The organism is Oceanobacillus sp. M65 (assembly GCF_052246275.1).
Lineage (GTDB): Bacteria > Bacillota > Bacilli > Bacillales > Amphibacillaceae > Oceanobacillus_B > Oceanobacillus_B jordanicus.
Map to the genome: position 1 here is coordinate 164512 of NZ_JBQQCJ010000001.1, position 11750 is coordinate 176261.

Here is an 11750-nt window from a genome sequence, read left to right on the forward strand (position 1 = left end):
GGCAGTTAGTTTTTAGTGGGAGTAAACGGACGCTAACACCCCAATTCGTTAAACTAACAATCAGTGGGGGAAGAATGAAAACACCCACTGATTGAAGTTTCACTTTATCATAATCCCGAAACTGATGAGTAGTTTATCCATGATACGACTTCTGAGTACATATAGGGAGGCTTTGCTATAGCCGATAGTCTGAGCTGTCTTTTCAATGGAATAGTTCCGAAAATATCTCAAATTAATAAATTTCTGTTCGATCATATCTAAGTTTGAAATGGCATTTTCAATGGAATTTTCTATTAGGAGCGTTTCGTTTAATTTTTTGCGAATGATGATGATCTTTTCTTTTTCATCTGAGTTCATAGAGAGGTGGCTTTGGTTTTCATCTGGTGTAAGGTACTGAAGCTGTCTTTGGAGATTATCATTCGCAACTTTAAATGTTGTGTAATGCTTTAAATAGTACTCTATTAATTTTATTTTATCCTTTTTTTCTTTCTTGGTGAGTTCCATCTGCAAACTGTACCCCTCCTAAAAAATAGAACATACATTCTGTTTTTATTGTACCACTGCCTTTCGCTAATTAAAAGGATAATATTTCCAAATTGGATGATTTAGAAAAATACTATACTTTATCCGTAGAATAGGTTGAGCTTTCTTGTAGCAACTTTTAATTAGATTAAGACTTCTTACTACAAATAATCCCTTAGCATTAAAAGTAATAAGAAGAACACTACAGGGAGGTTTGCTAATGAATGGGAGTTTAAGAAAGGCAGAAAAGGATGAGATAAAGAAGCTAGAAACCCATTTGAAAAATTATACGACGTATAAAGTGGCAATAAGCATTATAAAAAAGCAATTAAATCACCTGGTCCCGGGCTTTGTTTCACGCTATGAAGTGGATGGTAAGGTTACGATAGAATCTTTAGGTGAAGAATTGGATAGATTATCAAGTGTAAAAGTTCTTAAGCTATACGAAGAATGGTTACATTACCATATAATCGTTACATCTATTGATGAAGCGATCGCGGAATTGGACGAAACAGAATCTCAATTTATAACATCTCGCTATCTAAAAGGGAAGACAATCGTGCAGACCTCTTTTGACTTGGGGTATAGTGAAAAATATGTTTTTAACATTAGAAAAATAACGCTAAAAAAATTACTGATCTCCCTTAGATGTCTTATTTATTTATAGAGAAAAGAAGCCACAATACATGCCTTGGTCATATTAGATCTCAATTTATGATGAAGGCTTTTTACCGTTTTGCCGTGAACTACCTATATTGATTAATGCAAATTTTAACAAAAAATGTAACTTTATCTGTTATGGGGCGACTAATCATGCAGGTAGATTCAATGCGATTTGCGTTTTTCTCATTGCCACATCTACTTGCCAAAGTTAACTTGACTCTAACGTGTAGTGTGGTATCTTTTGATTGAAGAAAGGGATGATTTGATGAAAAGGCATACAAAGAAACATTATGGTAGTTTCCTATTACTTTTGCTTGTTCTATTGCTTGCTGGATGTGGCGGAGGTTCAGATGAAGAAGCGGATACAACAGAAAGTGACAATGCTTCACAATCTGAAGAGCAAACGAACGAGACAGATGAAAATGAATCTGACGTGGAGGAAGAGTCAGAAACGGCTACTACAGAAGCGGACGAAGATTCTAATGATACTTCTTCAGAGGAAACAGGAAACCAGGATGAAGAAAGTAATTCTGAAGACAAAGAGGATAAGGATAAGTCGCTTGAGGATTATTCTTCAGAGGAAATTGAATATGCGCGAGTTTGGCTAGAGCTTGGTCCTAACCAAGAGATCGATGAATTAAATGTTCGGCATATTGCTGCGGGAGAGCCAATTAATCCTAACGATGAAACCAGTGCGAATTATCCAGAAGATGTCATCCAGCTAGCAGGTTCACGCTTGGTTGATGGTTCCGTTACATATAGTGGTAATGGAGATGGCACAATTAATGTTTACAATGTCCCTTTGCGTTGGGATAGTAGTGACGCGGAGGTAGATGAAGACTTCATGAAAGAGTACACAGAGCGTTTAATCAAAGAAACAGAGCTAGTGAAAATTGATCCAGGCAATGACGAAGAAATTATAAAGCTCATCGACATCATGAAAATTCACTAGAAGTTCGTGTTCAAAAAGGAGGATAAAAAGGACCGAGGTCGGCTAAGATCGCAACGTCCTGGGGCTGCGCTAACTCGCCCCACCGAAACGATTTGTTGCAACGCCGACACTAACACGTCCTGTGCGTCGAAGTTCGAGGCGGCGTAGCTTTGAGTACCGGGCTTACACAGGATGTGTTGACTTCTGTGTTGTCCACAGGACGTGGACGGTTTTAACAGAAGTTCAGTGAAATCTTTTAATACGTGAGGAACGGAAAAGCAAGCCAACGAAGAAATTCGATGTGTCATTTTTACTGGACTTTTTGAACAACCACTAGAAAGAAATAAGGGGCGGTTCACAAATCTGTGAGCCGCCCCTTGCTGTTATTTCGGATCTGTTTCTATTCACTTAGAATACTTGAAGGCATCGGTTATAATACATTCTTCGATCCTCTAATCCATTGTAACCACCATTAACTCTTAACGTGACAGCCTCGACTGATGGATTCGTATCACAAAGTGCATTCATATTATTTAAGTCCCACCAGAATCCGGCGCTTGTCCATGGATAATTAGCAGCAACGTAATCAACACCTTGGTTTACAATTTCTGGATCACCAATGTCATTGGAAAATCGTGTGTAATTATAGCGACCTGTCAATTGAATATAACCTCCACCTTTGAATTTAGGGCCATCACCAGGTTGGGTGTTCCCTAAATCTGTTCGTCCTTCGTAATCCCAACCGGATGCTAGTTCTTTTGTCCATCGACCAGCTCCCGACTCGTGGCTACATTGGCTAATAAAATGGCATAGTCGAGATCTTGTTGTAATATTATATCTTTCTAAGCACCTATTTAAATCCTCTAAAATGGCGCTTGAAAGATAGGTGCTAGACCACCCAATTTGATTTAGTTGGCTTTCCGTTACATAGAGATCCCCATCACCTGGTGGCAAACCACTATCGCCGTTATCATAAACGAGCAGCTCTTGCCCAACCTGAATGAGGTCCGGGTTACTAATGTTGTTTAATGCCATGATTTCATCCAATGTCATCCCAAAGCGCTCTGCAATCCTTCCTAACACATCGCCTGGCTGGACAATATAAATGATCGTGTCAGGAGAAGAGCCACCATCGTCATTCCCATCACTATAAACGAGTAACTCTTGTCCAACTTGAATGAGGTCCGGATTACTAATGTTGTTAAGCGACATGATCTCAGAGAGAGTCATTCCGAATTGTTCTGCAATCCTTCCCAATACGTCCCCTGGTTGTACTACATAAACGGTCGTGCCAGGATTTGATCCACCATTTCCATTACTATAAACGAGCAGCTCTTGTCCCACTTGAATGAGATCAGGATTGCTAATGTTGTTAAGCGACATGATCTCAGATAACGTCATTCCAAATTGTTCTGCAATCCTTCCCAATACGTCTCCTGGTTGGACAATGTAAACCGTAGTACTTGCAATAGTTGTTGTCATTCCATTAACTCCTTCTTCTTAGTTTTTTATCTTCCTTGTCTACGTGCACGTAGAGGATGGTTCTATTAACCTTCATGAAGACTATGTACTTATCATAAATCTGGATAGCATTATAAAACTGCCCATTAAGTAAGGTAAATGTATTGTAAAACTATAGGATAAGTGAGAAGGCTTTTACCAAGAAAGGGTAAACGGCTCGTAAAAGGAGGATCTACCACTAATTTGTAAATTAATGGATAAAAGCTATATACTCACCAATACTAGAGGTAATAAATAAAATATTATTCCTATTTAGTGGAGGTGAAGGATAATGAATGACGAACAACAACAGTTATTAACAGACTTGGAAAAAGACCATACTGATATTACAAAAGGGTTTACAGATTATTGGCGTAATCATTCTTCCTTTGATACGTGGCAATTTTGGTTACATGTTATGTTTTTATTGGTACCACTCGTAATACTTTACTTTAAAATAGATAGAAAAAAAGCCCTACTGATTGGCTTTTTCGGTTTCAATGTTCATGTATGGTTTACTTACATAGATACCTTCGGTGCAAAGTTAGGATTTTGGAGCTACCCTTTTCAACTTATGCCAACAATCACAGTTAGCCTGGGGTTAGATGTATCCTTTATACCTGTGATTTTTATGCTCCTTTATCAGTGGGTAATAAACCATGACAAGAATTATTATGTGTATTTTGCAGGCTTGTGCTTGTTTATTTCATTTATTTTAAAGCCTTTATTGAGTATGTTTGATTTGTTTATATTAGATAATGGGGCTAACTATTTACATATTCTAATAGGTTATTTAGTTGTTATGTGTTTATCAAAATGGATTACAAATTTGTTTGTATACTTTGAAAAAGGGTCTAAAGTGTAATACTCTAAAGAAGTTAATGAGTTAATTAGAAAAAGGAGATTTAAATGGTTCACATAATTTTAACTATAATACTAATAATCGCTCTTATCTTTTCTGTTTATGTTGTCATCCAAAAGAGAAAAAAGTCTGGTATAACAGGGATAAAAAGTATTATTCCATCAATTTGTTTTTTCCTTATCGCGATAACCCACCTCTCAGCTTATTGGTTTCATTTTGCTGGGATATTGAGTTGGTCAATGACGATTATTTTGTTGATGATAGGTGCCTATTTCATAAGATATATGCCAGAATTCGTAAAATCTTCTACCTGAAAAAAGTAGCACCCAGATGGATGCTACTTACAAAGACTTCTTAGTATCGTACGGAATCTAACACATTAATCATTCCATAACGGACATAATAGCCGGTGCCACTAACACTGTCGGCTGTATTTTGTATTGCTGCGCGCACTTGCGCATTACTCTTACCTTGACCAGTCAATAAAGCCGCTTGACCAGCAACATAAGGAGAGGCCATGGAAGTTCCGGACATATAGGTATAGCTATTCCCTGGATAGGTGGAAGCAATATCGACTCCTGGAGCAGACACATCTACCCAAGTTCCATAGTTAGAGAAGCTTGCTTTATTATTATTTCGATCAACAGCACCAACAGCAATTGCATTTGCATAGGATGCTGGTTGGAATTGTTGAGATGTACCGTCATTTCCTGCGGCAGCTACCACAACAGAGCCATTATTCCATGCATAATTAACGGCAGATTCTAACGTTTGCGTGTTACATGCACAACCTAAAGAGAGGTTTATTACCTCGGCACCATTGTCCGCTGCATAACGTATACCATTGGCTATGTTGGCAAGTGAGCCATTCCCGCTTGCATCTAAGACACGAACGGCTAATATTTTGGTATTCGGTGCCATGCCAGCAATTCCGGTACCATTATTTGTTTCTGCTGCTGCAATTCCTGCAACATGGGTACCGTGACCATTCGCGTCAAAAGGAGTATAGTCACGGTCCACAAAGTCATAGCCGCGGTTTGTTTTTTCGTCTAAATCTGGATGGTTATAGTCTACCCCAGTATCAAGAACAGCAACTTCTTGGGAGGAATTTCCCCTTGCATAATCCCAGCCTTGATTTGCAGATGTATTATATAACCCATATTGATACGATGTGCTGAAGTACGTATCATTGGGATTCCAGGTTGCTTTTAATACGTAATTCGGTTCGGCGTATTCCACATTCGAATTCTTACTTAATGTTTTTACAACACTCTCCACATCCCCCACTTCTAACACGACAAACGGCGATTTCACGACATTGGGACTTGGTTGAACCTTTGCATTCAATTCGTTTAAAATCTGTTCTTGACTGTTTAATGAAACGCTATCCTTAAATTTAACAATAACTTCTCCTTTAATATAAGCATTCTTTTCAATACCTACATTAACAGAAACCTTCTCCCCATCTAATGGCTGGTTCTCCTCAGCAAAACCTACTAAAGGAAAAGCCACCACCAAAAGCAAAAACACTAAAAAACTAAAGCCCTTCATTTTCATCTACTTTCCTCCCTTTTTTTGACTACAAAAAACTATATGGCTAGTAGGCTACCTTCATGTGTATATCCAAGCTGTTGCCATGTTGGGAAAAATCGAAGAGAGGGACAAATAGATTGCGTTCCCTTTAGACCTATTTTTTCCTAAAAATGGAATACTTCAGGAAAATGTAACGAAAGGACAAAGTTTACCGCTATACATGGAGGAAATATTGTGGGAAGGAGAAGTGAAAAAGAAGTACAAAAAAAGGCCTTTAAGCCCTCTTGCTTTAATGGAACCAAGCAATTAGGTTAAAGACCATAATATGAAAAGATTTATTCGGAGTTTTCTCCTCTTACATGCACGAACAATGTCCCATCTGTCTGGACTTGCCCGAATAATACGTCTGATGCGGAGGTTATATTGTGCTGTTGTAATTGTTGTTGAACCCAATTCGTATCTAGCTTTAACTTTTTCAAGTTCTTTGTTAGAATTCTGCCATCCGATATCACCTCTGTAGGAATAGGGAATGTTTTTGGTGTGATCGGTACATTCATATCTAACTTAGTTACAGGTTTTTTAGGATCTAAAGGGAGAACGGTTAATTTCCCATTGGTTTCTAAAATAGCATAGTCGACGTCAGCTATGGAAAAGATATTCTTTTGTCTAAGCAAAGCATTTAATGAATCCAAGTCTAACCTGGTTGATTGAAGCGTTCTGTTGACGAGCTTCCCTTCCTTGATGACTACCACAGGGGTTCCGGAAATAACTTTTCGTGCCTTTTTTGATTTTAACTCCACGATCCCTAAAATGTACGTAATAATTGCCCAACCAACAATTGCCAACACGCCATTTAGAATGCTTAAATTCTGGTTGACGACAAGGTTTGCTGTAATAGATCCAATGGAGATAGCTGAAGTGAAATTTAAAAAGGTCATTTGGCTAATTTCTTTCCTTCCAAGCCATCTCGTCATGGCAAATAGCACAAAAAAGCCGATCACGACTCTTAAGATTAGCTCATTAATATCCATATATAATTCACCACCCATCTCGTTTTCAGCTTATTATGTGTAAAAGTTATAAGATTTAACCCACCATTGAAGGATGTTAAGCTAGCCAAAACAGTTGATTAAACTAAAAACAGTGGGGCATTTTAATGGGGAAAGGAGGCGTTTCATAATGGTTAATACAGACTTTGGAAAGTTTATTAAAGCGCAAGGGAAAGACAGATCCATCTATCCTGGTCACGGGGAACGTGCAAAGAATACGGATTCGAAAACCAATAATACTAAAACCTCAAACCAACACCCAGGTGCTTCAGGGAGAGAACTATAAATAGCTGTAATCAAAAAAAGGCCGCACAATGAAAGTGTGGCCTTCACTTATTTTAACGATGATTTAAATACAAAACTAACTTTGTCATAATCCATTTTATCTTCATAAAAACGGTGTGCGTCGGTTCGCTGTAGTCCAGAAGATAAGGCTACACTCTCATAGTTGTTGTCCTTAGCCCATTTATGAACGTATGTTAGCAGCTTTTCTCCATATCCCTTTGAACGCTTATTTGTATGCGTAACAAGATCGCAAACCCAAACAAAACGCCCGTAATAGAGGGTGATCATCGGTTTGAAGCCGATTACTGCTACTATTTCTTCTTGATCCATTAATGCAACTAATTTGTAGCTATCTTTCTCTTTTGCTTCTAAAACTAATTCAAGGTATGTTTCTGCGTCGAGGTGAGTTCGTAATTGATTCATGACCGGAAATGCGTCCATAATTTCATGTTGAGATTGCAGTTCTTTGATTTCTAAAGAGTCCATAATAAGCTCCTTTTCTTCATATATTTAATCGGTAACGTGCCCCTTATATTTCTTAAATAAAGTGAAGTCAAGAAGGATGGTTATAACGTGAATGAGCAACGCTACATTCAGTATCCCCGTCATCACATTGAATTGGTAGCTTTCGTGAATTTGAACAATATCCGATAAAGGTTTTAAGAATGATACAGCCCTGTCTCCACTAGGACTAAGTCTGAAAATATGCCAGCCATTATGGTAATCCCCAATAACAGAAAAAGTTAGCTGGATGGATAGAAAAACAATGAGATGAAGAAACAGACCTAGCAGTGCCTTTTTTCCCTTTCGCAATTTCAACTTTTTCTTCGTCATGACCTTCCCTCACTTTAAATTCCCTCAATTTTTGCCCGTCCGGATATATGTTGCTATATATTCATTTTAGCTTATTTGAGTAAGGTAGTGGAGGTATTGTGTTAAAATATTACATAAGTAAACGCCGATAACTCTGACCGCGAGTTAGGATTATATATAAGCTAAGGAGGATGTAGCATGACGAAACACAGGATCTTTACAACGAGTGTCGCAAGTGTCTATCCACATTATGTTACCAAAGCGGAGAAAAAAGAACGTACAAAATCAGAAGTTGATGAAATTATCCGTTGGTTAACAGGTTATACCCAAGAAGAATTAGAAGAGCAATTGGAAAAAAAGACAGACTTTGAGACCTTCTTTGCGGAAGCACCTAATATGAATCCTTCACGCGAGCTTATTAAAGGTGTGATCTGTGGTGTCAGAGTAGAAGACATCGAAGAACCAACGATGAGGGAAATTCGTTATTTGGATAAATTGGTCGATGAATTAGCAAAAGGAAAAAAGATGGAGAAAATTTTACGGAAGTAATAAATACTAACGAAGAATTTGCTCCCAATTATATCTATACAAAAGGGTAACCTCTGTTTGGCTACCCTTTCCTTAAAGTAAGTTACATTCGAATAGAAACGCGCTTTGTCAAAACACGGATTAAGCAAAACATGCCAAGAGGAATAAGGATTAGGGCTGCAATAGCGATTCCTTCGGGCATTTCAAGAAACGCATATCGATTAGGAATGGGCAGGCTCAAGACCGATCTAAGGAGTACATTTTCCACTGTTAGAAGAACGATTGAAATTGCAATAGCCCCTAAGCCGGCAATAACCGAAAATTTATAAAAGGCTGCGCTAATTAACCATCCAGCCAAATAGTAAGTCAATATCTTCAAACTAAAGATGCCAATGGCTAGTATCCAATTACTCTCAGGATCCACAAATGGCGTTATAATCAGAAACTGAATAATATCCCCTATTAAACTATCCTCGTCTCCAAAAAAGTTTATATTTGGTTCTCTAAACGAAAAACTCGTTATATTTTCAATAATGAGTTCTGTTATGACGGAAGTACCCCAAATGATAAACGGGAGGATAACGGACAAACCAGCCAAGGCGAGCGTCGCCCCTTTAAAGTAATTCTTCCTTGTCACACCAAGTCCCACATAGTGTGGGAGGTAGTATGTGGCCATGACCCCAATAACAAAGACGAAAAAAGTAGCTACAACAAAGAAAGAATTATACAAATTATCTTGGCCGTTTTCTTGCATATGAAAGATGAGCCTTACAAGTCCTATAATCAGCATTACCCCCATAATGCCCAATGCCCAAAATAGCTGTATTAAGAACATATCCGTCATCACTTTGAGATAGTTATTATGTTTTTTCATACCGCTTCCTCCTCAGTTAAGTGGACAAATAGTTCATGGAGCGATAGTGGTGCGATTTCCAACCCTTTAGCGAGCGCAGCCTGTTTTTCCTCTTCGCGTAATGTGCCATAAACCATGACTGATTTGGTCCCACCTAATTGCGTTTCATGTATCTGTTCCATGTCTTTAACGAACTCCTCCACGATCTCCTTGCTCCCTGTAATAGATGCACCCTTTGCAAGAAGTGTATCGTATTCCTCGTGAAGCAAAAGCTTTCCGTTGTTTAATAACAGCACGTCATCGAATAGATAATCCATTTCGGAAACGAGATGTGTGGAAAGAATGATCATTCTCGGATGCTCTTGCTGATCTGCTAATACTTCTTTATAAAAGATATCCCGTGATGGGGCATCCATTCCGAGGTATACCTCATCAAAAATTGTGATAGGTGTTCTGCCCGCGAGACCAATGATGACATTGAGAGCGGACTGCATTCCTTTTGAAAAGTGTTTAACTGCTTTATCTTTGGGCAGTTTAAATTTTGCAACAAGCGCTTCTGCATAATCCATATCAAAATTAGGGCGATATTGCTGAACATCTTGAAGTAAGGAAACTATCTTATCTGTTTCATCCTTATAGTCTTTATCATATAAAAAGGCGACCTGCTGCATAACATCCGCATTTTCAAAAGGGGATTTCTCGTTAATGGTAAGCGAGCCACTAGACTGCTCATTAAAGGATGCGAGGATGGATAACAGACTTGTTTTCCCAGCACCATTTCTGCCAAGCAGACCATAGATTTTCTTTTCTGTTAACGCAAAGTTTATATCATGCAGGGCGGTATGATTCCTATAATGCAGACTCAAGTTCTTCACTTTAATAGTCATTTTGATCACGGCCTTTTACTTTTTTTATTAATTGAATGATCTCATTCTCTTCAATTTCCAGCTTGTCAGCTTCCTGAACTAATTTGACAACATAGTCCTCCATGAAGGAGAGCTTACGCTTTTCCTTCAGTTTTTCCTTTGCCCCAACGGCAACGAACATCCCAATCCCTCTCCTCTTATAAAGGATTCCTTCCTCCACTAGCGGATTAATCCCCTTGGTCACCGTGGCATGGTTAATCTTATAAAAATCAACCAACTGATTGGTGGAAGGTGCCTTTTCCTCTTCTTTTAATTGATTATTTAATATCTGATCTTCCAATCTTTCACGCACCTGGACATATATCGGTTTGTCTTGCGTAAATGCACCTCTCATGTTATCTCCCACAATCCTTTTTTGTGTTATACACTTATATGGTTATATACTTATGTGTATAACCATAACAGGTAACTTTTTTGAAGTCAATATTAACTGTGAAATTGGGTGTGTTGGAGTTTTATAGGAACGCCAAAAACCACACATAGCTTATTAAGCAGACGTGTGGTTTTGGATGTATGCTGCAAGAAGCGTTAATTAAAGTAAAGGTTTACTAGAGAATCCTAGTTAGCTTATCCATATGTTGTTACAATAAAGAAGATGAAAAAATCAAAGGAGGTGAAGGTTTTGGAAATAGCATGGATTATCATTATTATTATCGTGGCATACCTTCCTATGTTCTATCGAATTCATAAACGGCTTGACCATTTAGAGAAAGAAGTGAAGAAATTTAATAGCGGGCAAACGGATTATAGAAAGGGACCGAAAGCCTAATGCAAGCAATGAGTGTGGGGCATTATTTAGTCGACGATGCTAGGCGTTTCCTAGCTGTTCTTTTCTTCGGATTAATTGGAACGTGGGGCATGGCTTTTGCCAACCCATACTGTGGCATGTTGCCATAAACAGATTCATAGTTGCCTTGCTTCACTACATAGTTTTCATGGTAATGCCGACTGCGAGATTGTCCCCCACTTTTTTGTTGAATTTTCCCCAAGCCTTTAAATGGTTGCTCCCCTTCGCATAGGCAAGCAAGTCTTCCGTTGAACGCCAGTATTGGATCATGACGGTTGTGCGAAGACCGAAGAAACTTTCCATGGATAGGAAGCCAAGCTCTTCCTTGTTCGAGTATAGTTCTCTAACCATAGGTGGCATAGATTTCATAACAGGGAGCCATTTATGGACAGCCCTTCGCTTGTTAATACGCATGCCAATGATAAATACAACAAGGTCTTCCTCGTTTTCGGTTGTAAACCTTCCACTAAAAATTGCTTTATCCAATATGTTTCCTCC

Annotated in this window: 16 protein-coding genes and 1 pseudogene; 7 read left to right on the top strand and 10 right to left on the bottom strand. The window is 38.5% G+C overall.

Going from position 1 to position 11750, the window contains the following annotated elements:
• Window positions 1–99: 99 nt before the first annotated feature.
• A complete protein-coding gene (locus ACTWPF_RS00815) occupies window positions 100–510 on the bottom strand; it encodes a hypothetical protein (RefSeq protein ID WP_443147985.1) in 411 nt (136 codons plus the stop codon).
• 232 nt (window positions 511–742) lie between these two features.
• Here ACTWPF_RS00815 and ACTWPF_RS00820 point away from each other — a divergent pair, with 232 nt between their 5' ends.
• Together ACTWPF_RS00820 and ACTWPF_RS00825 are read left to right on the top strand one after the other, a co-directional pair.
• Window positions 743–1189, top strand: coding sequence for a hypothetical protein (locus tag ACTWPF_RS00820; protein ID WP_443147986.1), 447 nt, complete (start codon window positions 743–745; stop codon window positions 1187–1189).
• 261 nt (window positions 1190–1450) lie between these two features.
• Window positions 1451–2137 carry a hypothetical protein gene (locus ACTWPF_RS00825; RefSeq protein ID WP_443147987.1) on the top strand — a complete coding sequence of 229 codons (687 nt, stop codon included), beginning with the start codon at window positions 1451–1453 and terminating at the stop codon, window positions 2135–2137.
• A gap of 387 nt (window positions 2138–2524) precedes the next feature.
• Here ACTWPF_RS00825 and ACTWPF_RS00830 read toward each other — a convergent pair whose 3' ends face one another.
• Window positions 2525–3598, bottom strand: a complete 1074-nt coding sequence (locus ACTWPF_RS00830; RefSeq protein ID WP_443147988.1) for a LysM peptidoglycan-binding domain-containing protein — start codon at window positions 3596–3598, stop codon at window positions 2525–2527.
• Window positions 3599–3908: 310 nt separating this feature from the next.
• On the opposite strand from ACTWPF_RS00830, the gene ACTWPF_RS00835 reads away from it, so the two are divergent.
• The gene (locus ACTWPF_RS00835; protein ID WP_443147989.1) at window positions 3909–4481 is read left to right on the top strand and encodes a CBO0543 family protein; all 573 of its coding nucleotides are present in this window, start codon (window positions 3909–3911) and stop codon (window positions 4479–4481) included.
• Between the two features lie 44 nt (window positions 4482–4525).
• Window positions 4526–4792, top strand: a complete 267-nt coding sequence (locus ACTWPF_RS00840) for a hypothetical protein (RefSeq protein WP_443147990.1) — start codon at window positions 4526–4528, stop codon at window positions 4790–4792.
• Window positions 4793–4832: 40 nt separating this feature from the next.
• On the opposite strand, the gene ACTWPF_RS00845 is transcribed toward ACTWPF_RS00840, so the two are convergent.
• Both ACTWPF_RS00845 and ACTWPF_RS00850 read right to left on the bottom strand, forming a co-directional pair.
• Window positions 4833–6035, bottom strand: a complete 1203-nt coding sequence (locus ACTWPF_RS00845; protein WP_443147991.1) for a S8 family peptidase — start codon at window positions 6033–6035, stop codon at window positions 4833–4835.
• 311 nt (window positions 6036–6346) lie between these two features.
• Window positions 6347–7042, bottom strand: a complete 696-nt coding sequence (locus ACTWPF_RS00850) for a DUF421 domain-containing protein (RefSeq protein ID WP_443147992.1) — start codon at window positions 7040–7042, stop codon at window positions 6347–6349.
• Window positions 7043–7190: 148 nt separating this feature from the next.
• Between ACTWPF_RS00850 and ACTWPF_RS00855 the strand changes: the two genes are divergently transcribed.
• Complete coding sequence (locus ACTWPF_RS00855) at window positions 7191–7346, top strand: hypothetical protein (protein WP_443147993.1); 156 nt, start codon at window positions 7191–7193, stop codon at window positions 7344–7346.
• Between the two features lie 47 nt (window positions 7347–7393).
• Here ACTWPF_RS00855 and ACTWPF_RS00860 read toward each other — a convergent pair whose 3' ends face one another.
• Together ACTWPF_RS00860 and ACTWPF_RS00865 are read right to left on the bottom strand one after the other, a co-directional pair.
• Entirely contained in the window at window positions 7394–7831 is a 438-nt protein-coding gene (locus tag ACTWPF_RS00860; protein ID WP_443147994.1) for a GNAT family N-acetyltransferase, read from the bottom strand.
• Between the two features lie 24 nt (window positions 7832–7855).
• The gene (locus ACTWPF_RS00865) at window positions 7856–8179 is read right to left on the bottom strand and encodes a hypothetical protein (protein ID WP_443147995.1); all 324 of its coding nucleotides are present in this window, start codon (window positions 8177–8179) and stop codon (window positions 7856–7858) included.
• Between the two features lie 177 nt (window positions 8180–8356).
• On the opposite strand from ACTWPF_RS00865, the gene ACTWPF_RS00870 reads away from it, so the two are divergent.
• The gene (locus ACTWPF_RS00870) at window positions 8357–8707 is read left to right on the top strand and encodes a DUF2200 domain-containing protein (RefSeq protein WP_443147996.1); all 351 of its coding nucleotides are present in this window, start codon (window positions 8357–8359) and stop codon (window positions 8705–8707) included.
• 82 nt (window positions 8708–8789) lie between these two features.
• Here the strand turns inward: ACTWPF_RS00870 and ACTWPF_RS00875 are convergent, their stop codons facing one another.
• Genes ACTWPF_RS00875 through ACTWPF_RS00885 form a run of 3 tightly spaced genes read right to left on the bottom strand, consistent with a single transcriptional unit; the run spans window position 8790 to window position 10799 of the window.
• Window positions 8790–9560: a hypothetical protein gene (locus ACTWPF_RS00875; RefSeq protein WP_443147997.1), complete on the bottom strand. Its 771-nt coding sequence runs from the start codon at window positions 9558–9560 to the stop codon at window positions 8790–8792.
• Complete coding sequence (locus ACTWPF_RS00880) at window positions 9557–10426, bottom strand: ATP-binding cassette domain-containing protein (protein ID WP_443147998.1); 870 nt, start codon at window positions 10424–10426, stop codon at window positions 9557–9559. The genes ACTWPF_RS00875 and ACTWPF_RS00880 overlap by 4 nt, the downstream gene beginning before the upstream one ends.
• Window positions 10416–10799 carry a GntR family transcriptional regulator gene (locus ACTWPF_RS00885; protein ID WP_443147999.1) on the bottom strand — a complete coding sequence of 128 codons (384 nt, stop codon included), beginning with the start codon at window positions 10797–10799 and terminating at the stop codon, window positions 10416–10418. The genes ACTWPF_RS00880 and ACTWPF_RS00885 overlap by 11 nt, the downstream gene beginning before the upstream one ends.
• 288 nt (window positions 10800–11087) lie before the next feature.
• Here ACTWPF_RS00885 and ACTWPF_RS00890 point away from each other — a divergent pair, with 288 nt between their 5' ends.
• Complete coding sequence (locus ACTWPF_RS00890; protein ID WP_155988323.1) at window positions 11088–11234, top strand: hypothetical protein; 147 nt, start codon at window positions 11088–11090, stop codon at window positions 11232–11234.
• Between the two features lie 22 nt (window positions 11235–11256).
• Here ACTWPF_RS00890 and ACTWPF_RS00895 read toward each other — a convergent pair.
• Window positions 11257–11738, bottom strand: a pseudogene (locus ACTWPF_RS00895) (DUF4188 domain-containing protein).
• Between the last annotated feature and the right edge of the window lie 12 nt (window positions 11739–11750).